A 24,770-nucleotide genomic window follows, 5' to 3' on the forward strand; every position below is an offset into this window, starting at 1 on the left:
AGGGGTGGTTTCAGGCCGCGCGGACCTCCCGGTCGGCGGGTACGGGGGTGGTGGCGGTGGCGGGGACGATGTGGGCGCAGGGGCGGGGGGCGGTCGGGGTGCGGCGGGCGAAGGGGCGGGGCAGGGAGAGGTTCACGAAGCCTTCGGCCTGCATGGCGGCGAGGCCGATGCGGGGGAGGTCGCGGCTCTTGCGGTAGACGACGAAGCGGGGTTCCCAGCGTGGCTGGAACTTGGCGTTGAACTTGTACAGCGACTCGATCTGGAACCAGCGGGAGAGGAAGACGAGGAGGCCGCGCCAGAGGCGGAGGACGGGGCCGGCGCCGATCTTCTCGCCGCGGGCGAGGGCGGCGCGGAACATGGCGAAGTTGAGGGAGACGCGCTCGATGCCGAGGGCGGGGGCGGCCTGGAGGGCGGCGACGATGAGGAGCTCGTTCATGCCGGGGTCGGCGAAGCGGTCGCGGCGCATGAGTTCCAGGGACATGCCGTCGGGGCCCCAGGGGACGAAGTGGATGATCGCCTTGAGGTCGCCGTAGGGGGTGCCGGGGGTGGTCTCGGGGTCGTCGTGCTTGTGGGCGGTGGCGATGACGGCGTCGCCGTCGCCGGGGGCGCCGATGCGGCCGAGGGCCATGGAGAAGCCGCGCTCCGTGTCGGTGCCGCGCCAGTCGGCGGCGGCGGCGCGGACGCGGTCGAGTTCGGTGTCGGTGAGGTCACGGACGCGGCGGACGCGGGTGGTGTAACCGTTCCGTTCGATGCGCTTGACCATCTGGCGGACGTTCCGCATGGCGCGTCCGGAGAGGGAGAAATCCGCGACGTCCACCACCGCCTCGTCGCCGAGTTCGAGGGCGTCGAGGCCGGTTTCGCGGGTCCAGACCTGGCCGCCGGTCTCGGAGCAGCCCATGACGGCGGGGGTCCAGGAGTGGGCCTTGGCCTCGTCCATGAAGCGTTCGATGGCGCCGGGCCAGGCTTCGACGTCGCCGATGGGGTCGCCGCTGGCGAGCATGACGCCGGAGACGACGCGGTAGCAGACGGCGGCCTTGCCGCTGGGGGAGAAGACGACGCCCTTGTCGCGGCGGAGGGCGAAGTGGCCGAGGGAGTCGCGCCCGCCGTGCTGGTCGAGGAGGGCGCGCAGGCGGGTCTCGTCCTCGTCGGTGAGGCGGGCGGCGGGGTGCTCGGGGCGGAAGGCGAGGTAGATGGTGGTGAGGGCGGTGAGCATGCCGAGGGCGCCGAGGGAGTAGCCGACGGTCCAGTCGACGCCGCGGGTGTAGGCGACGGGGCCTTCGACGCCGAGGAGTCCGTAGAGGACGTGTTCGAGGCGGTCGCTGAGGCTGGGGTCGCCGACGACGCGGCGGGGGTGGGCGCTGACGATGACGAGGCCGAGGGCGATGGATCCGGCGCCCATGACGACGAAGTTGGCGAGGGCGCGCCAGCGGCTGCGGGGGTCGGGGAGTGCGGCGAACTCGCCCCGGTGGCGCAGGAGGAGCGCGAGGAGGGCGAGGGAGAGGAGGGCGCCGAGGACGGAGTGGCGCCAGACGAACTGGGCGGCGGCGCCGAGGGGGAGGAGGACGACGGCGGCGCGCCAGGCGCGGCGTTTGTGGCGCTTGAGGCCGTGGGCGAGGAGCAGGAGCAGGACTCCGGCGCTGAGGGAGAGGGCGGCGGAGAGGGGGCCGAGGGTGCCGGGGAGGACTTCGGCGAGGGCGTGGACGCGGCTGGCGCGGAAGCGGGGGAAGACCCCGGCGGCGATGTCGACGAGGCCGATGAGGGTGCAGGCGGTGCCGACGAGGGAGGGGACGTTCTCGGGTCGGGGGCCGCGGAGAATCCGGCGTATCCGAACCGGAACCAATCGTGATTTGTCCCCATCTACCGTGACAGACATGGCTTCCCGTGCTTCCCGTGGTCCTACGAGGGGTGTGTGGCCGGTTCCGGCTCCGCGGCGTGGTGCGGCGGGCCGTCCCGGCTCGTGCGCCTTCTAGGACGGAGCTGTGGGGAGGCGGGTTCATTCGGTCACTCGAAATTCTCGGAAAGAAGGCTCGGTAGTCCCATGGGTCTCACCAGCAACACAGTCCTCGCCTCGGCCGTGGTCCTGGCGGTGGTGCTGTTCCTGGCCACGGTGCTGTGCTGGCCGCGGCTCGCGCGCCGCGGGTGGCGCGCGGTGGTGGGTCGGGTCGGCCTGCTGTTCGTGACGCAGGTGGCGTTGTTCGCGGCGGTGGGTCTTGCGGCGAACCGGTCGTTCCTCTTCTACGGCTCGTGGGCGGACCTCTTCGGCCAGGAGCAGGAGATGGGCGTGGTGGTGGACCACGCGGCGGATTCGAAGGACGTGCGGGTGGTGGGGACGCAGGCGCTCGACGTGCCGGGCGGCGGCCGTCCTTCGGTGGGCGGCCAGATACAGAAGGTCGTGATAGCCGGGGAGCGTTCGGGGATCACCTCGCCGGCGTACGTGTACCTGCCGCCGGAGTACTTCCAGAAGCGGTACGAGGGGCGGACGTTCCCGGCGTCGGTGGTGCTGACGGGGTATCCGGGGACGGCGGAGAACCTGATCAAGGGGCTGAAGTACCCCAGGACGGCGTTCGTGCAGGCCCGTGAGGGGCGGATGCAGCCGATGATCCTGGTGATGCTGCGGCCGACGGTGGCGCCGCCGCGGGACACGGAGTGCGTGGACGTGCCGGGCGGGCCGCAGACGGAGACGTTCTTCGCGGAGGACCTGCCGAAGGCTGTCTCGGAGACGTACCGGGTGGGGACGGAGCCGCGGAACTGGGGGTTCATGGGGAACTCGACGGGGGCGTACTGCGCGCTGAAGATCGCGCTGCACCATCCGGACCGGTTCGCGGCGGGGGCGGGCTTCTCGGCGTACTACCGGGCGGCGGAGGACGTGACGACGGGGGACCTGTTCCACGGGGACGACCGGTTGCGGAAGCGGGCGGACCTGCTGTGGAGCCTGGACCACCTGCCGCAGGGGAAGTCGTCGTTCCTGGTGACGACGTCGAAGCGGGGTGAGGACAACCGGAAGGCGACGCTGGAGTTCATCAGGAAGGTGAAGAGTCCGGCGCGGGTCTCGTCGATCACGCTGGAGAGCGGTGGCCACAACTTCAACACGTGGAACCGGGAGATCCCGCCGGGGATGGTGTGGCTGAGCGGCAAGCTCAGCGCGACCTGAGGCGCCCGGGGTACGGCGCTCACCGCGGCGTGCTCGCCCGGCGCAGCGCGCGGTGGACGCCGGCGGGGGTGAGGACGCCGAGGGGCCGGCCGTCCTCGCCGGTGACGGTGAGGCGGCCGGTGTCGTGCTGGAGGAGGACGGCGAGGGCGTCCTTGAGGGAGGTTCCGAGGGGTACGGGGGCGGGGGCGCCGTTCTCCGCGGGGGCGCCGCTTTCCTCCGGGGCACCGTCGGTGAGCGGGGCCAGGTCGGTGAGCGGGTCGAGGTCGGCGTCGGTGACGGGGGTGACGGCGAGCCGCTTGAGGCCGCGGTCGGCGCCGACGAAGTCCGCGACGTACGGGGTGGCGGGGGAGCCGAGGACGGTGGCCGGGGTGTCGAACTGCTCGATGCGGCCCTGTCCGTAGACGGCCATGCGGTCGCCCATGCGGACGGCCTCCTCGATGTCGTGGGTGACGAGGAGGACCGTCTTGCGGACGGTGGCCTGGAGGTCCAGGAACTCGTTCTGGAGGCGTTCGCGGACGACCGGGTCGACCGCGCCGAACGGCTCGTCCATGAGGAGGACCGGCGGGTCGGCGGCCAGGGCGCGGGCGACGCCGACGCGCTGGCGCTGCCCGCCGGAGAGCTGCGCGGGGTAGCGGGAACCGTAGGTGGCGGGGTCGAGGCCGACAAGGTCGAGGAGTTCGGCGGCACGCGCGCGTGCGGCGGCCTTCTTCCAGCCGAGGAGCGCGGGGACGGTCGCGGTGTTGTCGAGCACGGTGCGGTGCGGGAAGAGGCCGACCTGCTGGATGACGTAGCCGATCTTGCGGCGCAGGGCGACCGGGTCGACGTCGGCGACGTCGCGGCCGTCGACGAGGACGCGGCCGGCGGTCGGTTCGACGAGCCGGTTCACCATCATCATCGTGGTCGTCTTGCCGCAGCCCGACGGGCCGACGAGGGTGACGAGTTCGCCCTCGGCGACCTCGAAGGAGAGGTCGTCCACGGCGGTCGTGCCGTCGGCGTACCGCTTGGTCACGTGCTCGAACCGGATCATGGGTCCCATTCTGGCCCCTGGCCACCGGGGTTGTGTGAAGGGTGTGTTGCCGCCGGGTGGCGGAATCCGGGCGTTGTCGGTGGCGGGGGTTAGGGTCGTCACCACACAAGCGTTCGGAAGGTGGACGACCCGGGGGGGGTGGGTGGATGAGTGCGCCGAACTGTCTCGTCACGAACGACTGGGTCTGCGGCGAGTACCTCCGCACGCGCGCTCCCGAGCTGACGAGCGCCCTGATGGAGCACGTGGGCATCACCGTCGCCTCCGTGCTGATCGCGCTCGGCGTCGCCCTGCCGCTGGCGCTGCTCGTGCGGGCCAGGCCCCGCTTCGCGGCCCCGGTCCTGGGCCTGACGACCCTGCTCTACACGGTGCCGTCGCTCGCCATGTTCTCGCTGCTGCTGCCGGTCTTCGGCCTGTCCGCCGCGCTCGTCGTGACCGGCCTCGTGCTCTACGCCCTGACGATCCTCGTGCGGAACGCGCTCGCGGGGCTCGACGCCGTGCCGGCGGAGACCCGCGAGGCCGCCCGCGGCATGGGGTACGGGCCGTGGCGGCTGCTCTGGCAGGTCGAGCTGCCTCTCGCGCTGCCCGTGCTGATGGCCGGCATACGCATGGCGACGGTCTCCACGATCGCCCTGACGACGGTCGGCTCGGTCGTCGGCCGGGGCGGGCTCGGCAACCTCATCGAGGACGCCCTGCCGACCTTCTTCAAGGCGCAGGTGCTCGCCGCCTCGGTGCTGTGCGTGCTGCTGGCCGTCGTCGCCGACCTGCTGCTCCTCGGGCTCCAGCGGCTGCTGACGCCCTGGGCCCGCCTACGGACCGCGCCGGGAGGCGGGTGACATGGGGATCGTGACGGGCGCGTGGGCCTGGCTCACCACCGAGGACCACTGGAGCGGCCCGGAGGGGATCGGGCAGCGGCTCACGGAGCACGTGTACGTGAGCGGGCTCGCCCTGCTGCTCGCCGCCGCGGTCGCGCTGCCGGTGGGGCTCTGGCTCGGGCACCTCGGCCGCGGCGGGGCCCTCGCGGTGAACGTGTCGAACGTGGGCCGGGCCGTCCCCGTCTTCGCGGTCCTCGCGCTCTTCATGGTCTCGCCCCTGCGCAACGCCGGTTACGTGCCGACGGTCGTCGCCCTGGTCCTCTTCGCGATCCCCCCACTGCTCACCAATGCGTACGTGGGGGTGCGGGAGGTCGACCGGGCGGCCGTGCGGGCGGCCCGGGGCATGGGGATGACGGGCGGGCAGCTGTTCCTGCGGGTCGAACTGCCGCTGGCGCGGCCCGTGCTGATGACCGGCGTGCGGTCGGCGGCGGTGCAGGTGGTGGCGACGGCGACGGTCGCCGCGATGGTCGGCCAGGGCGGTCTCGGGCGGATCATCACGGCCGGCTTCGCCCTCTACGACACGGCGCAGGTCGTCGCGGGAGCCGTCCTCGTGGCGCTCCTCGCCCTCCTGGTGGAAGGGCTCCTCGTGGGCGCGGACCGGCTGTTGGCGGGGCCCGTGCCCCACAGACGTACTCGACGATGAAATGGGTGGTTCGGTGAACAGGATCTCGCGTGGCGCGGGTGTGGTGCTGAGTGCGGCGGCCCTCGCCGTCTCCCTCACGGCGTGCGGCGGTGACAGCCTGGAGGGCAGCAAGGGCGCCGGGGAAGGGGCGGGTTCCGGCGGCGGGGGAGGCGGGAAGGGGACGCTGGTCGTCGGCGCGGCGGCCTTCACCGAGTCGAAGGTGCTGGCGGAGCTGTACGCCCAGGTCCTGAAGGACGCCGGATACGCGGTCTCGATCACCACGGTGAAGAACCGGGAACTGTACGAACCGTCCCTGGAGAAGGGCGAGATCGACGTCGTACCGGAATACGCCGCGACGGTCGCGGAATTCCTCAACGCGAAGGTGAACGGCCCGAAGGCGCCCGAGGAGAAGCCGGTCGCCTCCGGTGACGCCGCCGCGACCGTCGAGGCGCTGCGGAAGCTTGCGGAACCGCGCGGACTGAAGGTCCTCGACGCGGGCGAGGCGGTCGACCAGAACGCGTTCGCGGTCTCCCGGGAATTCGCGGAGAAGAACAAGCTGACGACCCTTTCCGATCTCGGCCGATCGAAGCTGAAGGTGAAGATCGCGGCGGGTGACGAATGCGCGGTGCGGCCCTTCTGCGCGCCGGGCCTGAAGAAGACGTACGGCATCGACGTGGCGGGCATCGACCCCAAGGGCGTCGGGACTCCGCAGGCCAAGCAGGCCGTCAAGGACGGGGTGGACCAGCTCGTCCTGACGACCACGACGGACGCCACGATCGAGAGCTTCGGGCTCGTCTTCCTGGCCGACGACAAGAAGCTGCAGAACGCCGACAACGTCCTTCCCGTGGTGAACGCGAAGGACGCCGGGGCGCCGGAGATAGCCGCCGCCCTGAACAAGATCACCAAGGTGCTCAGCACGGCGGATCTCGCCGAACTCAACCGCAAGGTGGACGCCGAGCGCGCGAAGCCGCAGGACGTGGCGAAGGCGTATCTGACGGAGAAGGGGCTGCTCAGCAAGTAGGGCCCCGCCGGGGGGTGTCGGCCGCAAGCGGAACCGGAACGGTTCGTCCCTCCGCCCGCCGGTGAGAAGTGGCCAAGAGATTGCCGGGCCGACACCCCACATGGCGCCTACTCACGGTAAATTTCAGGCCATGCCACGTGGACGCCACCGCCATTCCCCGCCTCTGCACAAGCTGCTTCCGCCCTCCGCGGTCGCCGGCGCCGCGGTCGTGTGCGCCGCGGCGGCCTGGCTCCCCGGTGACCTGGTGGTCGTACGGCTCCTCGCGGCGGCCGCCGCGGCCGCGGCCGTCACCGGTGCCGTCCTCATGCGCGGCTGGGACCGCAGCGCCGGCCGACAGGTCGCCGAGCTCAACCGCGCCCGCACCGCCGACCAGTGGAAGGCCGAGGAGCGGACCGCCGAGCTGGAGGCGGATCTGGAGGAGTCCCGCGCGCTGCGGGCCCGCCTCGACGCCAAGCTCCGCGCCAAGCGCCTCGAACTCGCCGGGCTCCGCGGCGAGCACGCCGACCTGCTCCGCCGCTACGCCACGGCCGAGACCGAGCGGGCCAGCGCCCTCGAAGGCCGCCGCGTCCTCGCCCAGGCGAACGGCGCCGCGGCGGGCGGCTCCGGCAACGGCTCCGCCTCCGGGGCGAAGGCCCTGCCCGCCGCAGGGTCCACGCCCACCCCCGAGGCGTATCGCCGCGCCGCGCAGGCCCTGCGCGACCTCCCGCGCAACGCCGCCGCCCAGCAGGCCCGCCGGACCGCCGAGGCGGCCCGCGCCCGCGACCTCGCCGAGCGCGCACGGGAGACGGAGGAACCGCAGGGGAAGCACGCGGCGGCCGCCGGGACCGAGCAGCACACCCGTACGGCCGCCCCCGCCCTCGGGCCCGCCGCCACCCCGGCCGCACTCCCCGCCGGCACGCCGGCCGCCGGCCCCTCCCCCGCCGGGACCGCGTCCGTCCCCGCCGTCCCGATCGCCGCGGCGATCGTCCCGTACGCGGCCCGCAGGCCCGTGGCACGCCCCGAGGGCGGCTTCGACTTCTTCGGTACGCAGAAGGCGGCGGCCGCCATCGAGGCCGTGCAGCACACAGACCTGGCCGACGTCGTCGGCGAGGAGGTCCTCGAGGAGGCCCTGGCCACCGGCCTCCCGCGCCCCGTCCCGCCCGCCCCCGCGCCGCCCCGCACCATCGGTCAGGTCATCGACCTGACCGCGCACGACGAGACCGAGCAGCTGGACGTGGCGGAACTGCGCGGCGCCGTCAACTCGTGACCCGCCGGGAGATCGCGACCGGACGTCCGCCCGAGACCCACCGGCCCGAGACCCACCGGCCCGTGACCCACCGGCCCCTGACCGACCGGCCTGCGACCCACCGGCTCGTCGGGCTCCCGGCCGAGGAGGCCGTCCGGCGCCGCGACGAGCTGATCGCCCTGTGCGCCCAGGCCTTCGTCGGTCCGCCCTGGCACGAACCACCGCTCGGCGCCGTACGGACCGTGGACCGACTGCTCGGCCGGGCCGCGGCCGACCGGCCGGGCCTCCACGTCGTCGCCGCGCTCGCGCCCGGCACCGAGGACACCAAGGGCGGCGGCGGGTACGCCGGGGGCGCGCTGCTCGGCTTCGCGGCCGGCTGGACCGATACCGCCCTGTCCGGCGCCGCGCCCGCCTTCGAACTCGCCGAACTCGTCGTGGCCCCGGCCCACCAGGGCCGGGGCATCGGCCGGGCGCTCCACGACGCGCTGCTCGGGACGGCGGGCGTGCGGACCGCACCGGGACCCGCTCTGCTCATGACCCTCGACGTCCCGGAGCTGACCTGCCGCTACGCGCGCTGGGGCTGGACCGTCGTGGACCGGCGCCGCCCGGAAGGGGACGGCCGCGACTACGTCGTGATGCGCCGCGACGGCTGAGACCCGCCGCCCTCCGCCGTTCCCCGCCTCCGTGGCGCCCTACTTGTCGATGTCACCGACGACGAAGAACAGCGACCCCAGGATCGCCACCATGTCGGCGACGAGCGTCCCCGGCAGCAGCTCCGCCAGCGCCTGGATGTTGTTGTACGACGCCGAGCGCAGCTTCAGCCGGTACGGCGTCTTCTCGCCCTTGGACACCAGGTAGTAGCCGTTGATGCCGAGCGGGTTCTCGGTCCAGGCGTACGTGTGCCCCTCGGGGGCCTTCAGCACCTTCGGCAGCCGCTGGTTGATCGGCCCGGGCGGCAGCTCCGCCAGCCGGTCCAGGCAGGCGTCCGCGAGCTCCAGGGAGTTGTGCGTCTGGTCGAGCAGGCACTCGAAGCGGGCCAGGCAGTCGCCGTCCCGGCGGACCGCCACCCGCAGCGTGTCCCGGAGCTCCCCGTACGCGAGGTACGGCTCGTCGCGCCGCAGGTCGAAGTCGACCCCGGACGCGCGGGCGATGGGCCCCGAGACCCCGTAGGCGTGGACGGCCTCGGCGCTCAGGACGCCGACGCCGCGCGTCCGGCCCCGGAAGATCTCGTTGCCGAGGACCAGCCGGTCGTACACGTCCATCCGCGACCGCACGTCCGCGACGGCCTGCCGCGCCCGCCCGAGCCACCCGGCCGGCAGGTCCTCCTTGAGGCCGCCGACCCGGTTGAACATGTAGTGCATCCGGCCGCCGGAGACCTCCTCCATCACCGTCTGCAGCTCCTCGCGCTCGCGGAACGCGTGGAAGACCGGGGTGATGCCGCCGAGTTCGAGCGGGTACGAGCCGAGGAACATGAGGTGGTTGAGGACGCGGTTCAGCTCCGCGAGGAGCGTGCGCGTCCACACGGCCCGCTCCGGGACCTCCATGCCGAGCATCCGCTCGACGGCCATGACGACCCCGAGCTCGTTCGAGAACGCCGACAGCCAGTCGTGGCGGTTCGCCAGCATCACGATCTGCCGGTAGTCCCGCGCCTCGAACAGCTTCTCCGCGCCCCGGTGCATGTAGCCGACGACCGGCTCGGCCTGCCGCACCACCTCGCCGTCGAGCACGAGCCGCAACCGGAGCACGCCATGGGTCGAAGGATGCTGCGGCCCGATGTTCAGCACCATGTCGGTGCTCTCCGCCGCCCCGCCGATTCCGACCGTCGTCTCCGTCATGCGGCCAGTATCCCCTGCCGGTACGGCCCCCCACCGCGCCGCCCGCCGCCCGTGCCGTGCAGGGGCGTGCCGGGTCAGCGGCCGGCGGGCGGGACCCGCTGGATCAGCCACAGGAAGTCGCCGAGCCCGCCCCGGGCGGTGAGTTCGGCCGCCTCGCCCGCCGAGGCGAGCGCACGGACGTAACCGGCCGGATCGGTGGAGGCCAGCGCGAGCGGCGGCCGCTCGCCCGACACCCCCAGCCGCCGCAGTGCCTCGCGCTGCGTGACCAGCTCGGGCACCGGGCCCGCGCAGGCCGCCCGCCCCCCGCACGCGTCCAGGGCCACGTGGGAGGTGAGGTCGCGGGAGCCGTCTGGGACCGGGGGCACCTCGCGGCCCTCGCGGAAGCCGGTGAGCGTCCCGAAGGGCGGCCGGGCGTCCCGTACGTGCGCGTAGTCGACGGCCACCGCGCGCCCCGCCGCCACGCACGCCACCGCCGCCGCCCACGCCTCGTCCCGGGGCCGCCCGATCTCCGCCCGGGAGCCCGGCTCCGCCAGCGGCCACCACCGCGCCAGCCACTCCGCGTCGGCGCCCGACACGACCGCCCCGAGCCGCTCCGTGCCGTCCGGCGCCACCTCCACGTACCGCGCCACGCCCTCGCCGTCCGCCTCGGCGACGTCCACGGGCACGTTGTCCAGCCACTCGTTGGCGAAGAGCAGCCCCCGCACCCCCTCCGGCACCCGGTCCGTCCAGACGATCCGGGGATCGAGCCCGGCCGGCCGGGCCGCGCGCTCCACCGCGTACGCCCGCACCGCGAGCGAGGGGCCGACCGCCGCGAGGACGCCGGTGAGCAGCTCGCCCCGCCCCGCCCCGACGTCCACGAGGGCGACCTCCTCCGCGTCCAGCTCCCGCGCCACCTCCGTCAGGAGCCGGGCCACGGCCCCCGCGAAGAGCGGCGAGGCGTGCACCGAGGTACGGAAGTGGCCCGCGGGGCCCTCGGGGCGCAGGTAGAAGCCCCCGGGGCCGTACAGCGCCCGCTCCGTGGCGTCCCGCCACCCCTGCCACTGACACGTCTCATCCGTCACGTGCCCCAGTCTCCACCTCGGGGAGTACGGTCCCCGCGCCAAGGATCGACCGCACGGTTGATCCGGGCACCTTGCCCCCTTCCCTACGCTGGGTCACGTGCAGCGCCTCTACGACTTCCTCCGCAGACACCCCACGGGCGTCGACACCTTCTGGGCCGTCGTCCTCTTCGGGTTCTCCGTGCTGTGGGTGGGCACGGTCTACCCGGCGGTCGGGGAGCCCGCCGCCCACGGAACCGTCGCCGCGCTGTTCTCCCTGGTCGTGGCCCTGCGCCGCCGCGCACCCGAGAAGATGCTGCTGCTCGCCGTCGCCCTCGGGCTCGTCCAGCTCGGCTTCGGGATCGAGCCGTTCGTGGCCGACTTCGCCATGCTCGTCGTCATCTTCACGGTCGCCGCGCACGACGGGCCCCGCTGGGCCTCCCGCCTCGCCCTGGTCGGCGGACTGTGCGCCTCCACGCTCTCGCAGCTGAGATGGCCGATGGAGGAGACCCGGTCCGGCGCCGCCACGATCTTCTTCACCGTCATCATGACCGTGCCGTTCGCGCTCGCCTGGGTCCTCGGCGACTCGCTGCGCACCCGCCGCGCCTACTTCGCGCAGCTGGAGGAGCGCGCCACCCGCCTGGAACAGGAGCGCGAGGCGCAGGCCAAGGTCGCCGTCGCCGCCGAACGCGCCCGCATCGCCCGCGAGCTGCACGACGTCGTCGCGCACAACGTGTCGGTGATGGTCGTCCAGGCGGACGGCGCCGCCTACGTCATGGACTCCTCCCCGGAGACCGCCAAGCAGGCCCTGGAGACGATCTCCACCACCGGGCGGCAGGCGCTCGCCGAGATGCGCCGGCTGCTCGGCATCCTGCGCACCGGCGAACACGAGGAGGCCGGGGAGTACGTGCCCCAGCCGGACGTCGAGCAGATCGAGGACCTCGTCGAACAGGTCCGCGGCGCCGGCCTCACCGTCGACTTCACCGTGGAGGGGACCCCGCGCCCGCTGCCCAGCGGCGTCGAGCTCACCGCGTACCGGATCGTGCAGGAGGCCCTCACCAACAGCCGCAAGCACGGCGGGCCGGACGTGGGCGCCAGCGTCCGGCTGGTGTACTTCGACGACGGCCTGGGGCTGCTCGTCGAGGACGACGGCCGCGGGGCGCCGCAGGAGATGTACGAGGACGGGGGCGCCGACGGCCGCGGCCACGGCCTGATCGGCATGCGGGAGCGGGTCGGGATGGTCGGCGGCACCCTCGACGCGGGCCCGCGCCCCGGCGGCGGCTTCCGCATCAGCGCCCTGCTCCCCCTCAAGCCCGCCCACTGACCCGCTCGTCCCCCCCCCCGAGAAGAGGAACTCCCCGCATGTCCATCCGCGTGATGCTCGTCGACGACCAGGTGCTGCTGCGCACCGGTTTCCGCATGGTGCTCGCCGCCCAGCCGGACATGGAGGTCGTGGCGGAGGCGGGCGACGGCGTCGAGGCCCTGGAGGTGCTGCGCGCCACGGCGGTGGACGTCGTGCTGATGGACGTGCGCATGCCGAAGCTGGACGGGGTGGAGGCGACCCGCCGGATCTGCGGCCGGCCCGACGCGCCGAAGGTGCTGATCCTGACCACCTTCGACCTCGACGAGTACGCGTTCTCGGGCCTCAAGGCGGGCGCGAGCGGCTTCATGCTGAAGGACGTGCCGCCGGGCGAGCTGCTCGCCGCGATCCGCTCGGTGCACAGCGGTGACGCGGTCGTCGCCCCCTCGACGACGCGCCGCCTCCTGGACCGCTTCTCGCCGATGCTGCCGTCGTCGGGCCAGGAGCCCCGGCACAAGGAGCTGGACCGCCTCACCGACCGCGAGCGCGAGGTCATGATGCTCGTCGCCCAGGGCCTGTCGAACGGCGAGATCGCCGCGCGGCTCGTGCTCTCCGAGGCGACGGTCAAGACGCACGTCGGCCGCATCCTCACCAAGCTGGGCCTGCGCGACCGGGTGCAGGTCGTGGTCCTCGCGTACGAGACGGGCCTCGTCCGGGCGGGCGGCGGCGGGCCCGTCTAGCCGCGCCGCGCCAGCCGCGCCCGCGCCGCTCCGGCCCGCCCGCGCTCCGGCCGGGGAGGTGGTCAGCGCCGGGAGCCGGTCAGCGCGGGGAGGCGGTCAGCGCAGGACCGACTCCAGGAAGTCGCTGCCGAGGCGGGCGACGACCGAGACGTCGAGTTCGTGGAGGACGTACCGGCCGCGCCGCCGCGTCGTGATCAGCCCGGCCTTCTTCATGACGGCGAGGTGCCGGGACACCTCGGGCGCCGTGATGTTGTACGCGTCGGCCAGCTCGCTCGTCGTGCTCGCCCCCCGCGCCAGGCTCCGGCACAGGCGCATCCGCATGGGATGGGAGACGGCCTCCAGGCGCAGGACGACCGCCTCGACGGAGGCCGCGCCGCCGAGATCGCGGTCGGCGACGGGGTACTGGACGACGGGCTGCCAGCCCGGCGTGTAGAGCGCGAAGACGTGCGGCCAGCCGAACGCCGTCGGCAGAAACGTCACCGCCGATCCCTCGGCGCTCGTCCGGCCCTGGACCAGCTTGTCGACGACGATCCGGGACCCGTGCTCGTCCTCCTCCAGGCTCATTGCCGGGGAGGTGGCCGCGACGGCCTCGGCGAGGCCCTTGCGCCGCATCAGCTCCGTCTTGTGGCGGGCGTCGGCCGCCAGCTGGATCCGCACCCGGCGCCAGGTGTCGGCGAAGAACGCCTCGTCGCAGTCCTCCAGGAGCCGCCTGAGCCACGCGCGCGTGCCGGGCGGGTCGGCCAGCATCCGCTCCACGAACGCCGTCTGACGGGGCCCGCGCGCCGCGGCCAGGTCGAGGGCGCGGCGGCGCATCCGCGCGTCGACGAGCGGCGAGGGGGCGCCGTGCGTGTACTTGCTGTTGCAGGAGATCTCCAGGGCGGAACCCACGAACTTCTCGTCGTCCATGCGGTCGAGGTCGTCCAGCTCCTCCGTCAGGCTCTCCCGGGGCCGCGCCGGCAGCAGGATGTCCGAGCGGGTGGTGTTCCACATGAAGTCGGCCTCGACGAGCCGGTCCGCGAGCTCCGGCTTCAGCGCCGCCGTCGTCGTGGTGGTCCAGGCGTGCAGCCGCGGATGGTGCGCGGGCACGGACAGGGCGTGCAGGGCGGAGCCCAGTTCCGCCAGGGGCGAGGGGCAGAAGGCGATCCGCTCCCGCGGCAGGCCGGTGATGTCGATGGTCACGCTCACCCGACCATGGTGCGGGGTGGCGCGGGGGCCCGTCGCCCCGTTTGACGGGGGTCGTCAATCCGCGGGCCACGGCCCGGCGGTGCGGCGCACGGTGAGGCCATGAACGCGCTGCACCAGTACCTCTTCGACACCTACCGCGCCGCCCGCCTCGGCGAGCCCCCGCCCCCGGCCCCCGGCACGTACGACGTCGCCGTGCTGAGGGCCGCCCTGGACCGCCGCCGCTTCGAACGGCTGACGGCGTCCCGCCCCACCGACGACGGCCTTCCCTCGCGCCCCCCTCTCCGCCCCCCTCTCCGCCTCCGGCTCCGTCTCCGCCTCCGGGCGGCCCCGCGCCACCTCCGGAAGCCGCCCGGCCCCGGCTAGCCGCGCACGCGCGCCAGGAACTCCCGTACCGCCGCCCGTACGTCCTCCGGTGCCCACTCCAGACCGGGTCCCGACACCGTTACCTCCGTGACCGCGACGCCCGGCGGGCCGCCCGCGCCCGGGGCGGACCAGCGGCGGAAGAGGGCGGTGCCCGTCTCCTCCGTCAGGGCGAGCGCGGCGGCCGTCAGGACCTCGGGGTCGTACGGCAGCCACACCTGGAACTGGTGCGTGTGCGGCACCTCCGGGTGGACGCGGGACCACCCCACCCCCGCCTCCGTGAACGCCTCCCGCAGCGCGTCGGCCACCACGCGCGCGTGCGCCACGTACGAGGGCAGCCGGGGCAGTTCGACCTCCAGGCCGCGCAGCGCCGCGAGCGCCGCCGGGTACTGCTGGAAGACGAGCCCGCCGTACCGGTGCCGCCACACCCGCGCCTCGTCCACGAGCTCGTCCGGCCCGGCGAGCACGGCGCCGGACAGGCCCCCGAGGGACTTGTAGAACGACACGTACACGCTGTCGGCGAGCCCCGCGACCTCGGCGAGGTCCCGGCCGAACCACGTCGGGCACTCCCAGAGCCGCGCCCCGTCGAAGTGGACGACCGCGTCCCGCTCCCTGGCCGCCTCCACGGCCCCCGTCAGCTCCTCCCAGGACGGCAGGACGAAGCCGGCGTCCCGCAGGGGCAGCTCCAGCATCAGCGTCCCGAACGGCTCCGGATGGTCCCGCACCTCCTCGGCGGTCGGCAGCCGCGGCGCGTCCGTCGGATGCACCGTCCGGAGCCCCGACACGGCCCCGAGCGCCCCGCCCTCGTGGACCTCGGGGTGCGCGAGCGGGTGCAGGGCGACGACCGGGCTCCCGGTGCGCCCGGCCCAGCAGCGCAGGACCACCTGCTGGGCCATGGTCCCGGTCGGGAAGAACACGGCGCCCGGGAACCCGAGGACGTCCGCGACCCGCCGTTCGAGGAGTTCCACGAGCCCGTTCCCGTACGTGTCGACCGCCGCCGCGCCGTGCCCGGCGCCCTCCGCCCAGTCGAGCAGCTCGCGCAGCCGCGCCCCGACCGTCCCGTCCACGGAGGTGTCCCACAGGCTGCGCCGCGCCCCGCCCCAGACCTTCGCCCGGTACGCCCGGGCCGCCTCCTCGTCCCCGGCCGGGTCCACGGCCGACTCCGGGGCGGTGGCAGTGGCGGTGTCGGCGGCGGTGTCGGTGGTGTCGACGGAGGTGCCCGCGGCAGTCACAGGTTTCATGGACCGATCATCACACCGCCATCCACCCCCTGTGGACAGCCACGGAGAGCCGCGAAACGCTGGCGTAGCATGACCAGAAATCGTCCGGTACCCGCCGAGGACTGGAACGGAAGGCCGTCCCCACCGTGAACGCACCAGCAGCGCCCGAGCCCAGAGCCGAGGACCGGCCCGCCCGGCTCTCCGTAGGAGTCGTCGGCGCCGGGAGGGTCGGACCCGCCCTCGCCGCCTCGCTCCGGCTCGCCGGACACCGCCCCGTCGCCGTCTCTGCGGTCTCCAGCGCCTCCCGGCGCCGGGCCGCCGAACTCCTGCCCGACGTGCCGGTCGTCGAGCCCGCGCGGGTGCTGGCGCTTGCCGACCTGGTCCTGCTCACCGTCCCCGACGACACCCTGCCGGGTCTCGTCGAGGGGCTCGCCGGGACCGGGGCCGTGCGCCCGGGACAGCTGATCGTCCACACCTCGGGGCGGTACGGCGTCGGGGTCCTGGACCCCGCGCGCCGCGCCGGCGCCCTGCCGCTGGCCCTGCACCCCGCCATGACCTTCACCGGCACCTCCGTGGACGTGCAGCGGCTGGCCGGCTGCTCCTTCGGGGTGACCGCGCCCGAGGAGCTGCGGCTGGCCGCCGAGGCCCTGGTGATCGAGATGGGCGGCGAGCCCGAGTGGATCCGCGAGGAGGCCCGGCCGCTGTACCACGCGGCCCTGGCCCTCGGCGCGAACCACCTGGTCACCCTCGTGGCCCAGTCGATGGAGCTGCTCCGCACGGCCGGGGTCGCCGCGCCCGACCGGATGCTCGGCCCCCTCCTCGGCGCCGCCCTCGACAACGCCCTGCGGTCCGGGGACGCGGCCCTCACGGGCCCCGTGGCGCGCGGCGACGCCGGCACGGTCGCCGCGCACGTCGCCGAGCTGCGCAAGCACGCCCCCGGCACCGTCGCCGGCTATCTGGCGATGGCCCGCACCACCGCCGACCGCGCTCTCTCCCACGGCCTGCTCAAGCCCGAGCTGGCCGAGGACCTGCTGGGCGTGCTCGCCGAGCCCCCGGGCACGGCCGCCCACCCCGCAGACCCCGCCGCCGGACCGCAGGCGGACGAGCCCCGGGCCGACGGACCGCAGGCCGACGGGCCGCAAGGAGACGACGACCGATGACCCTGCCCGCCCGCCCCGCCGGGGACCGCCCGTCGGAGGACCCCCCGTCCCGGCACCGCCCCGCCGGGGACCGTCCCTCCGAGGACCGCCCGTCCCAGGCCCCCTCCGCCGGGGACCACCCTGCCCGGCCTCGGCCCGCCGGGGGCCGCCCGGTCACGTACCGCCCGGCCGAGCTGCTCCCCACGGTCGAGGGCCTGCGGGAGGCCGTCGGCCGCTGGGGCGTGCCCGGTCGGACCGCCGTGGTCATGACCATGGGCGCCCTGCACGAGGGCCACGCCACCCTCGTCCGCGCCGCCCGCGCGCGCGTCGGCGCCGAGGGCTTCGTCGTCGTGACCGTCTTCGTCAACCCCCTGCAGTTCGGCGCGGGCGAGGACCTCGACCGCTACCCCCGCACCCTCGACGCCGATCTGGCGCTCGCCTTCGACGCGGGCGCGAGCGCCGTCTTCGCGCCCTCCGTGGACGAGGTCTACCCGGGCGGCGAGCCCCAGGTCCGGATCACCGCGGGCCCCATGGGCGAGCGGCTCGAAGGCGCCTCCCGCCCCGGGCACTTCGACGGCATGCTGACCGTCGTCGCCAAGCTGCTCCACCTCACCGCGCCCGACCTGGCGTTCTTCGGCCAGAAGGACGCCCAGCAGCTGGCGCTGATCCGCCGCATGGTCCGCGACCTGAACTTCCCGGTGGAGATCGTCGGGGTGCCGACGGTCCGCGAGACCGACGGCCTCGCCCTCTCCAGCCGCAACCGCTACCTGTCCGCCGGCGAGCGCCGTACGGCCCTCGCCCTCTCGCGCGCGCTGTTCGCGGCGCGCGACCGGCTCGCCGCCCAGGAGGCGCTGCGCGCGCGTGCCGCCTCCCTGCCCGGCGCGCAGGGGCGGGCCGAGACCCGGGCCGAGGCGCTGTCCCGGCTCGGCGAGGCCCGTGCCGCCGCCGACGCGCACGCGGTCGCGCAGGCCGCCGAGGCCGGTGGCGCGGAGGCCGCCCGGGCGGCGGCCCGCGCGGTCCTGGACGACGCGGCCAAGGCGGAACCGCCGCTCACCCTGGACTACCTGGCCCTGGTCGACCCGGCCGACTTCACGGAGGTCGCCGACGACCACGACGGCGAGGCGATCCTCGCCGTGGCCGCGCGGGTGGGCAGCACGCGGCTGATCGACAACGTCCCGCTGACCTTCGGAGCCGCAAAGTGACCGGAATACGGCTGCACGCCCCCGCGCCGGGCTGGGCCATCGACGCCGACGTCGTCGTGGTCGGCTCGGGCGTCGCCGGGCTGACCGCCGCCCTGCGCTGCACCGCCGCCGGGCTCCGTACGGTGGTCGTCACCAAGGCCAACCTCGACGACGGCTCCACCCGCTGGGCCCAGGGCGGCATCGCCGCCGCGCTCGGCGAGGGCGACACCCCCGAGCAGCACCTCGACGACACGCTCGTCGCCGGGGCGGGCGTCTGCGACGAGAGCGCCGTGCGGCTGCTCGTCACGGAGGGCCCGCACGCGGTGCGGCGCCTGATCGCGACGGGCGCCGACTTCGACAAGACCCCCGGCGGCGAGATAGCCCTGACCCGCGAGGGCGGGCACCACCGCGACCGGATCGCGCACGCGGGCGGGGACGCGACGGGCGCCGAGATCTCCCGCGCCCTGGTCGAGGCGATACGGGACCGGGGCGTGCGGACCATCGAGCACGCGCTCGTCCTCGACCTCCTGACCGACGCCGAGGGCCGTACGGCGGGCGTCACCCTGCACGTCATGGGCGAGGGCCAGCACGACGGCGTCGGCGCCGTCCACGCCCCGGCCGTGGTCCTCGCGACCGGCGGCATGGGCCAGGTCTTCTCCGCGACGACGAACCCGTCGGTGTCCACCGGCGACGGCGTGGCGCTCGCGCTGCGGGCCGGTGCCGAGGTCTCCGACCTGGAGTTCGTCCAGTTCCACCCCACGGTGCTCTTCCTGGGCGCCGACTCCGAGGGCCAGCAGCCGCTGGTCTCCGAGGCGGTACGCGGCGAGGGCGCCCACCTGGTCGACGCGGACGGGGTCCGCTTCATGCTGGGGCAGCACGAGCTGGCCGAGCTGGCGCCCCGGGACATCGTCGCCAAGGCGATCACGCGGCGGATGCACGAGCAGGGCACCGAGCACATGTACCTCGACGCCCGCCACTTCGGCCCCACGATGTGGGCGGAGCGCTTCCCGACGATCCTCGCGGCCTGCCGGGCGCACGGCATCGACCCGGTGACGGAGCCGATCCCGGTGGCCCCCGCCGCCCACTACGCCTCCGGCGGCGTCCGCACCGACCTGCACGGCCGGACCACGGTGCCGGGCCTGTACGCGTGCGGCGAGGTCGCCTGCACGGGCGTCCACGGCGCCAACCGCCTCGCCTCGAACTCGCTCCTGGAGGGGCTGGTCTTCGCGGAGCGCATCGCCGAGGACGTGGTGGCCCGCGCCGCCGGCCGCGGCCCGGCGGTTCCGGTGGAGCACGAGGACCCGGTGGTCCTGCCCCTGCTCGAACCGGGCGCCCGGCGCCGCATCCAGCGGATCATGACGCGGGGTGCGGGGGTGATCCGGTCCGCCGGGAGCCTGCGGACGGCCTCGGGCGAACTGGACGCCCTCCACGTCCCGCCCGCCGCGCAGACGTCGCCCGCCCACGCCCACGCCCCCGGCGCCGGAACCGGAACCACTGGAACCGGAACCGGAACCGGAGCCGCCGAGCCGAAGTCCGCCGAGCCCGGCGTGGAGTCCTGGGAGACCACCAACCTGCTCGCCGTGGCCCGGTTCCTGGTCGCGGCCGCCTCCCGACGCGAGGAGACCCGCGGCTGCCACTGGCGCGAGGACCACCCCGAGCGCGACGACGCCGCCTGGCGCCGCCACCTCGTCGTACGCCTCACCCCGGCGCGGACCCTCGACGTCCGCACCACCGACACCCCCGCCTTTCCCCCCACCGTCGATGCCGCAAGGGAGCCGCAGTGAGCACGCCCGAGGAAAGCCGTCCCGAGCCCGTGGACGTCCCTCTCATCCAGATCAACACGGTCTCCTCCGACGAGCCCGACGGCTGCGGCGACGGCTGCGCCTGCGGCGACGGCGAGGAGTTCGAGTGCGGGCTCGACCCGGCGCTCGCGGAGCTGCTCGCCGACGCCGGTCTCGACCCGGTGCAGGTCGAGGACATCGCCCACCTGGCGATCGCCGAGGACCTGGACGGCGGCGTGGACGTGACCACCGTGGCGACCGTCCCCGAGGACGCCGTGGCCACCGCCGACTTCACCGCGCGCGAAGCCGGCGTCGTGGCGGGCCTGCGGGTCGCCGAGGCCGTCCTGTCGATCGTCTGCACGGACGAGTTCGTGGTGGAGCGGCACGTCGAGGACGGCGAGCGCGTCGAGGCCGGCGACAAGCTCCTCAGCGTCACCGCCCGCACCCGCGACCTGCTGACGGGCGAGCGCAGCGCGCTGAACATCCTCTGCCGCCTCTCCGGCATCGCCACCGCCACGCGCGCGTGGGCGGACGCCCTGGAGGGCACGAAGGCGAAGGTCCGCGACACCCGCAAGACGACGCCGGGGCTGCGCGCCCTGGAGAAGTACGCGGTCCGCTGCGGCGGCGGCGTCAACCACCGGATGTCGCTCTCCGACGCCGCGCTGGTGAAGGACAACCACGTGGTGGCGGCCGGTGGCGTCGCCGAGGCCTTCAAGGCCGTCCGCGAGCAGTTCCCGGACGTCCCGATCGAGGTCGAGGTCGACACGATGCACCAGGTCCGTGAGGTCCTGGACGCGGGCGCCGACCTGATCCTGCTGGACAACTTCACCCCGATCGAGACGGAGGAGGCCGTGGCGATCGTCGCGGGCCGCGCCGTCCTGGAGTCCTCCGGCCGCCTGACGCTGGAGAACGCGGCGGCGTACGCGGCGACCGGCGTGGACTACCTGGCGGTCGGCGGGCTCACGCACTCCTCCCCGATCCTCGACATCGGCCTCGACCTGCGCGAGGCGGCCGTCTGATGCTGCTCACGATCGACGTCGGCAACACCCAGACGGTCCTCGGTCTCTTCGACGGCGAGGAGATCGTGGAGCACTGGCGCATCTCGACGGACCCGCGCCGGACCGCCGACGAGTGGGCGGTCCTGCTGCAGGGCCTCATGGGGATGCACCCGCTGCTCGGCGTCGAGCTGAGCGACGGCATCGAGGGCATCGCGATCTGCGCGACGGTGCCCTCGGTGCTGCACGAGCTGCGCGAGGTCACCCGCCGCTACTACGGCGACGTGCCCGCCGTCCTGGTGGAGCCGGGCGTGAAGACGGGCGTCCCGATCCTCACGGACAACCCGAAGGAGGTCGGCGCGGACCGGATCGTCAACGCGGTCGCGGCGGTCGAGCTGTACGGCGGCCCGGCGATCGTCGTGGACTTCGGCACGGCGACGACGTACGACGCGGTGAGCGTGCGCGGCGAGTACGCGGGCGGGGCGATCGCGCCGGGCATAGAGATCTCGGTGGAGGCGCTCGGCGTGCGGGGCGCGATGCTCCGCAAGATCGAGCTGGCCCGGCCGCGCGGCGTGATCGGCAAGAACACGGTCGAGGCCATGCAGTCCGGCATCGTCTTCGGGTACGTCGGGCAGGTCGACGGCGTGGTGGCGCGGATGAAGCGCGAGCTGGTGGGCCCCAAGGGCGACCCGTCCGCCGTGACGGTGATCGCGACGGGCGGTCTGGCGCCGATGGTCCTCGCGGACTCGCAGGAGATCGACGAGCACGAGCCCTGGCTGACGCTGATCGGCCTGCGCCTGGTGTACGAGCGGAACGCGTCCCGCATGTGAGGCCCGGGGGAGCGGGCGGGGCCCGGCCCCGCCCACCCGGCGACGGGTGGGGACGACCGGCTGACGGGGGTGGGCGGCGACGGCGCGTCGGATGATCGGTAAGCGAAATTTGTCCGATTAGCGCGTATCGTCGGCCCATGCCCACGCCATACGGATCCCGCGGCGGCATGGCGTTCAGCGCGGACGAGCTGCGTGTGCTCCGCCGCGCCCTTGCCATCGCCCTCCACCCTGCCCCCCTCCAGGACGAGGACGTCCAGGACACCCTGCGCCTGGCCGAATCCGTTGACGAGGCCGTGCGCGAGGCCGGCCGGCTGCGCGCCTTCCTCCTGGAGGACCTGGCCCGCTACCGGGAGGCCCTTCCCGGCGCCCTCACCGGCTATCTGGAGCTGCTCCAGGACGCCCTCGCCGCCGGGTACGACCCCGGGGCCGACGACCTCGCCGCCCTGCGCGCCCTGCGCGGCAACGCCACGGCCGCAGCGCTCCTCACCCGCTGCCAGATCCTCGCCGAGCGCTCGGTGCGCGCCCGCCTGGCCCGGGTCTCGCAGGCCACCGCGCCCGCGCCGCGCGCCGCCGTCCCCGCCCTCGCGGCGCCCCGCGCCCGGCTCCTCGCCCTCCCCGGCGGGCGGGCGGCCCAGGAGCCGAGGCCGACGCCGCCGCCCGCCCCCACGCCCGCGCCGGGCGAGCGCCCGGTCCCCAAGCCCTCCGAGGTGTTCCCGCCGCGCCGGAGGCCCGTACCGCCGCCCCCGCCCGAGGAACGGGCCGCCGGATAGCTATCGTGGTCGTCATGGACTACGTATCCGCGCTTTTGCCCCCCGTCGTGATGGCCGCGTTCTTCATCGGCCTCGTCGTCACGATCGTCAAGAGCCAGGGCGGGCCCAACAAGGCCAAGGAGGACGAGGCCGTGGACGCCGCCCTCGCCCGCGCCGAGGCCGCCCGCCAGGCGGACGGTGCGACCACCTCGTAGCGTTCCCCCCACCCGGGGCGTACGACCTTTTTCGGTCGTGCGCCCTTTTTGTTGCTTTCTCCCGGCCGATGTCGGTCAATGGATGCTTTGTCTCGTTTCTGCCACTAGGGTGGCGCTGTGCCCCGCCCCTTGGGAGAACTCGAAGACGCCGTCATGACGCGTGTCTGGCAATGGAACCGCCCGGTAACCGTCCGGGAAGTCCTGGAAGACCTCCAGCAGGAACGGTCCATCGCCTACACCACCGTCATGACCGTCATGGACAATCTCCATCAGAAGGGCTGGGTGCGCAGGGAAGTCGAAGGCCGCGCCTATCGATATACGGCGGTCTCCACCCGCGCCGCTTACTCGGCCGCACTGATGAACGAAGCCTGGGCGCAGAGCGACAACCCCGCCGCCGCCCTCGTGGCCTTCTTCGGGATGATGTCGCCGGAGCAGCGGGAGTCGCTGAACGACGCCATCCGTATCGTCCAGCGCGACAACCCCGTCCCCGCCGCGCCGGAGGAGGGCGCCGAAGGCGCCGGGGGCCCGGAGCGATAGCGTCCCCCCATGTCGACGCCCGCATCCCCAGTCCCCTCCCCGGCCCCTTCCGCGAATGCCGTCACCATCCGAAGGGCCCGCACCACCGATGTCGCCGCCGTCCGGCGTCTCGTCGATCCGTTCGTGCGCCGCGGCATCCTCCTCGACAAGGCCACGGTGACGCTTTATGAGGACATCCAGGAGTTCTGGGTGGCGGAACGCGACACCGACTCCACCGTCGTCGGCTGCGGCGCCCTGCACGTGATGTGGGAAGACCTCGCGGAAGTCCGCACTCTCGCCGTCGATCCCGAGTTCAAGGGCGCGGGCGTCGGTCATCAGGTGCTCGACAAGTTGTTGCACACCGCCCGATGGCTCGGGGTCCGGCGGGTATTCTGCCTGACCTTCGAAGTGGACTTCTTCGCGAAGCACGGCTTCGTCGAGATCGGCGAGACCCCGGTCGACGGAGATGTCTACAGCGAGCTCCTGCGTTCCTATGACGAGGGCGTCGCCGAGTTCCTCGGTCTCGAACGAGTGAAGCCGAACACCTTGGGCAACAGCCGGATGCTTCTGCACCTCTGAACGGGAAGCCGCCCGCCGTCCCGGAGGAAGCCGGGCCGTAGCCCTATGTCCGAATCGCGCACGTTTCCCGCGTTGCCGGGGTTCTGAACCTCTCCCAGGGGTTTGTGTTTTTCCGGGAAAAGCGGTTTCCTTTCCGCGTACTGCATTTTCGATGAAAGGAAAACCGGTGGCACAGAAGGTTCAGGTCCTTCTTGTCGACGACCTCGACGGCGTCGAGGCCGACGAGACCGTGACGTTCGCGCTGGACGGCAAGAGCTACGAGATCGACCTCACCACCGCCAACGCGGAAAAGCTCCGTGGCCTGCTCGAGCCGTACACCAAGAGCGGTCGCCGCACCGGCGGACGCGCGGCCGGCGGCCGCACCAAGGGCCGTGCCGTCGCGGCGGGCAGCCCCGACACCGCCAAGATCCGGGCGTGGGCCAAGGAGCAGGGGCTCAACATCAACGACCGCGGCCGCGTGCCCGCGGAGATCAAGGCGGCCTACGAGGACGCGAACCGCTGAGGCGCCAGCTGCTGAGCCACCGGCCCCCGGGTACGGGCACTCAGCAGCCGCACCCGGTGGCACTCCGCCGCGGCGGCGGCCACGAGACGCGCCAGGCACGGGGCGCCCGCAACGCCCCAGGGCGCGGACCGCAGGGCCGGCAGCGAGGAAGCGACCTCGCGGCCCGGCACCGGGTCCCGCAGCCAGACGGCGGCGCCCGGCGCGCCGGAACCGCCCCGCCCCGGGGGAAGGGGCGCGGTCATCCGGCCGTCGGCGCCCAGTGCGGCGAGGTCCAGTGAGATCCCGCCCCACTCCAGCCAGTCGAGCAGTCCCGGGAGCTCGTCCGCGCTCCCCGCGGCCACGAGCAACCGCATGCGCCGCCCCATCAGGGCCACCGGGCCCGTGGCCGCGCCCATCCGGCGCAGCACGCCACGACCGGCCGCCGCGGGCAGCTCGAGGACGTCGAAGAGCAGTCCCGTGACCAGCTGCGTCGGCGGCCCCGGAACCGTCGCCCAGCCGAGCTCCTGCTCGTACCAGCGCGCCAGGCCGTCGTCGAGCGGCACGCGGGGGGAGGGGACGGTGAGGGCCATGTCCGGCCAACTGGTACGGACCGGAGATGGTTACGCCCCCGTCGCCGGAGACGGCTCCGACGGCCCGTCGCGGACGACGCTCCGTACCGGTCCGGACGCGCAGGGTGTCCGGGATGGGT

General features: G+C 74.1%; 26 protein-coding genes. 19 read left to right on the forward strand and 7 right to left on the reverse strand.

Translation table 11 applies throughout. The features are described 5' to 3' along the window. Nucleotides 1-10: 10 nt before the first annotated feature. Nucleotides 11-1,873, reverse strand: coding sequence for a phosphatidylglycerol lysyltransferase domain-containing protein (locus ACWDVG_RS11410; protein ID WP_451698463.1), 1,863 nt, complete (start codon nt 1,871-1,873; stop codon nt 11-13). A 165-nt stretch (nt 1,874-2,038) separates the two neighbouring features. Here ACWDVG_RS11410 and ACWDVG_RS11415 point away from each other — a divergent pair, with 165 nt between their 5' ends. Further along, the gene (locus tag ACWDVG_RS11415; RefSeq protein ID WP_451698465.1) at nt 2,039-3,151 is read left to right on the forward strand and encodes an alpha/beta hydrolase; all 1,113 of its coding nucleotides are present in this window, start codon (nt 2,039-2,041) and stop codon (nt 3,149-3,151) included. Between the two features lie 19 nt (nt 3,152-3,170). Here ACWDVG_RS11415 and ACWDVG_RS11420 read toward each other — a convergent pair whose 3' ends face one another. Further along, nucleotides 3,171-4,178: an ABC transporter ATP-binding protein gene (locus tag ACWDVG_RS11420; protein WP_451698467.1), complete on the reverse strand. Its 1,008-nt coding sequence runs from the start codon at nt 4,176-4,178 to the stop codon at nt 3,171-3,173. Between the two features lie 146 nt (nt 4,179-4,324). Between ACWDVG_RS11420 and ACWDVG_RS11425 the strand changes: the two genes are divergently transcribed. The 5 genes from ACWDVG_RS11425 to ACWDVG_RS11445 all read left to right on the forward strand — a co-directional run bounded on the left by ACWDVG_RS11425 (nt 4,325) and on the right by ACWDVG_RS11445 (nt 8,571). Next, nucleotides 4,325-5,011, forward strand: a complete 687-nt coding sequence (locus ACWDVG_RS11425) for an ABC transporter permease (RefSeq protein WP_451698469.1) — start codon at nt 4,325-4,327, stop codon at nt 5,009-5,011. A gap of 1 nt (nt 5,012) precedes the next feature. Next, nucleotides 5,013-5,693 carry an ABC transporter permease gene (locus tag ACWDVG_RS11430; protein WP_451698471.1) on the forward strand — a complete coding sequence of 227 codons (681 nt, stop codon included), beginning with the start codon at nt 5,013-5,015 and terminating at the stop codon, nt 5,691-5,693. 1 nt (nt 5,694) lies between these two features. Then, entirely contained in the window at nt 5,695-6,693 is a 999-nt protein-coding gene (locus ACWDVG_RS11435; protein ID WP_451698473.1) for an ABC transporter substrate-binding protein, read from the forward strand. Between the two features lie 130 nt (nt 6,694-6,823). Continuing rightward, the gene (locus ACWDVG_RS11440; RefSeq protein ID WP_451698475.1) at nt 6,824-7,939 is read left to right on the forward strand and encodes a hypothetical protein; all 1,116 of its coding nucleotides are present in this window, start codon (nt 6,824-6,826) and stop codon (nt 7,937-7,939) included. A gap of 62 nt (nt 7,940-8,001) precedes the next feature. After that, complete coding sequence (locus ACWDVG_RS11445) at nt 8,002-8,571, forward strand: GNAT family N-acetyltransferase (protein WP_451698477.1); 570 nt, start codon at nt 8,002-8,004, stop codon at nt 8,569-8,571. A 39-nt stretch (nt 8,572-8,610) separates the two neighbouring features. Here ACWDVG_RS11445 and ACWDVG_RS11450 read toward each other — a convergent pair whose 3' ends face one another. Together ACWDVG_RS11450 and ACWDVG_RS11455 are read right to left on the reverse strand one after the other, a co-directional pair. Further along, the gene (locus ACWDVG_RS11450) at nt 8,611-9,753 is read right to left on the reverse strand and encodes an NADH-quinone oxidoreductase subunit D (protein WP_451698479.1); all 1,143 of its coding nucleotides are present in this window, start codon (nt 9,751-9,753) and stop codon (nt 8,611-8,613) included. Between the two features lie 74 nt (nt 9,754-9,827). Continuing rightward, the gene (locus ACWDVG_RS11455) at nt 9,828-10,814 is read right to left on the reverse strand and encodes an SAM-dependent methyltransferase (protein ID WP_451698481.1); all 987 of its coding nucleotides are present in this window, start codon (nt 10,812-10,814) and stop codon (nt 9,828-9,830) included. 97 nt (nt 10,815-10,911) lie between these two features. On the opposite strand from ACWDVG_RS11455, the gene ACWDVG_RS11460 reads away from it, so the two are divergent. Both ACWDVG_RS11460 and ACWDVG_RS11465 read left to right on the forward strand, forming a co-directional pair. Beyond that, on the forward strand, nt 10,912-12,114 hold the full coding sequence (locus ACWDVG_RS11460; protein WP_451698483.1) for a sensor histidine kinase: 1,203 nt from the start codon (nt 10,912-10,914) through the stop codon (nt 12,112-12,114). A 38-nt stretch (nt 12,115-12,152) separates the two neighbouring features. Next, entirely contained in the window at nt 12,153-12,830 is a 678-nt protein-coding gene (locus ACWDVG_RS11465; protein ID WP_451698485.1) for a response regulator, read from the forward strand. 96 nt (nt 12,831-12,926) lie between these two features. Here the strand turns inward: ACWDVG_RS11465 and ACWDVG_RS11470 are convergent, their stop codons facing one another. Beyond that, nucleotides 12,927-14,015 carry a DUF5937 family protein gene (locus ACWDVG_RS11470; protein WP_451698487.1) on the reverse strand — a complete coding sequence of 363 codons (1,089 nt, stop codon included), beginning with the start codon at nt 14,013-14,015 and terminating at the stop codon, nt 12,927-12,929. 99 nt (nt 14,016-14,114) lie between these two features. On the opposite strand from ACWDVG_RS11470, the gene ACWDVG_RS11475 reads away from it, so the two are divergent. Then, nucleotides 14,115-14,378: a hypothetical protein gene (locus tag ACWDVG_RS11475; protein WP_451698489.1), complete on the forward strand. Its 264-nt coding sequence runs from the start codon at nt 14,115-14,117 to the stop codon at nt 14,376-14,378. Here ACWDVG_RS11475 and ACWDVG_RS11480 read toward each other — a convergent pair. Further along, nucleotides 14,375-15,616 (reverse strand): threonine aldolase family protein, encoded by a 1,242-nt coding sequence (locus ACWDVG_RS11480; protein WP_451698491.1) that lies wholly within the window; start codon nt 15,614-15,616, stop codon nt 14,375-14,377. The two genes, ACWDVG_RS11475 and ACWDVG_RS11480, sit on opposite strands and share 4 nt — an antisense overlap. Before the next feature lie 125 nt (nt 15,617-15,741). Here ACWDVG_RS11480 and ACWDVG_RS11485 point away from each other — a divergent pair, with 125 nt between their 5' ends. The 10 genes from ACWDVG_RS11485 to ACWDVG_RS11530 all read left to right on the forward strand — a co-directional run bounded on the left by ACWDVG_RS11485 (nt 15,742) and on the right by ACWDVG_RS11530 (nt 24,082). Continuing rightward, on the forward strand, nt 15,742-16,755 hold the full coding sequence (locus ACWDVG_RS11485; RefSeq protein ID WP_451698493.1) for a Rossmann-like and DUF2520 domain-containing protein: 1,014 nt from the start codon (nt 15,742-15,744) through the stop codon (nt 16,753-16,755). Further along, nucleotides 16,752-17,936, forward strand: coding sequence for a pantoate--beta-alanine ligase (gene panC / locus ACWDVG_RS11490; RefSeq protein ID WP_451698495.1), 1,185 nt, complete (start codon nt 16,752-16,754; stop codon nt 17,934-17,936). Before ACWDVG_RS11485 ends, panC begins: the two co-directional genes overlap by 4 nt. Further along, a complete protein-coding gene (locus tag ACWDVG_RS11495) occupies nt 17,933-19,699 on the forward strand; it encodes an L-aspartate oxidase (protein WP_451698497.1) in 1,767 nt (588 codons plus the stop codon). Before panC ends, ACWDVG_RS11495 begins: the two co-directional genes overlap by 4 nt. After that, entirely contained in the window at nt 19,696-20,715 is a 1,020-nt protein-coding gene (nadC, locus tag ACWDVG_RS11500) for a carboxylating nicotinate-nucleotide diphosphorylase (protein ID WP_451698499.1), read from the forward strand. The genes ACWDVG_RS11495 and nadC overlap by 4 nt, the downstream gene beginning before the upstream one ends. After that, nucleotides 20,715-21,521, forward strand: a complete 807-nt coding sequence (locus tag ACWDVG_RS11505) for a type III pantothenate kinase (protein WP_451698501.1) — start codon at nt 20,715-20,717, stop codon at nt 21,519-21,521. The genes nadC and ACWDVG_RS11505 overlap by 1 nt, the downstream gene beginning before the upstream one ends. Before the next feature lie 167 nt (nt 21,522-21,688). Then, a complete protein-coding gene (locus ACWDVG_RS11510; RefSeq protein ID WP_451698573.1) occupies nt 21,689-22,291 on the forward strand; it encodes a hypothetical protein in 603 nt (200 codons plus the stop codon). 14 nt (nt 22,292-22,305) lie between these two features. Continuing rightward, nucleotides 22,306-22,485, forward strand: coding sequence for a hypothetical protein (locus ACWDVG_RS11515; protein ID WP_451698503.1), 180 nt, complete (start codon nt 22,306-22,308; stop codon nt 22,483-22,485). A 117-nt stretch (nt 22,486-22,602) separates the two neighbouring features. Continuing rightward, nucleotides 22,603-23,022 carry a BlaI/MecI/CopY family transcriptional regulator gene (locus ACWDVG_RS11520; protein WP_451698504.1) on the forward strand — a complete coding sequence of 140 codons (420 nt, stop codon included), beginning with the start codon at nt 22,603-22,605 and terminating at the stop codon, nt 23,020-23,022. A 9-nt stretch (nt 23,023-23,031) separates the two neighbouring features. Next, nucleotides 23,032-23,580 (forward strand): amino-acid N-acetyltransferase, encoded by a 549-nt coding sequence (locus ACWDVG_RS11525; RefSeq protein WP_451698506.1) that lies wholly within the window; start codon nt 23,032-23,034, stop codon nt 23,578-23,580. Between the two features lie 166 nt (nt 23,581-23,746). Then, on the forward strand, nt 23,747-24,082 hold the full coding sequence (locus ACWDVG_RS11530) for a histone-like nucleoid-structuring protein Lsr2 (protein WP_451698508.1): 336 nt from the start codon (nt 23,747-23,749) through the stop codon (nt 24,080-24,082). On the opposite strand, the gene ACWDVG_RS11535 is transcribed toward ACWDVG_RS11530, so the two are convergent. Then, a complete protein-coding gene (locus ACWDVG_RS11535) occupies nt 24,061-24,651 on the reverse strand; it encodes an SCO3374 family protein (RefSeq protein ID WP_451698510.1) in 591 nt (196 codons plus the stop codon). The two genes, ACWDVG_RS11530 and ACWDVG_RS11535, sit on opposite strands and share 22 nt — an antisense overlap. Nucleotides 24,652-24,770: the final 119 nt, after the last annotated feature.

The sequence above is a fragment of the Streptomyces sp. NPDC003327 genome (assembly GCF_053589515.1).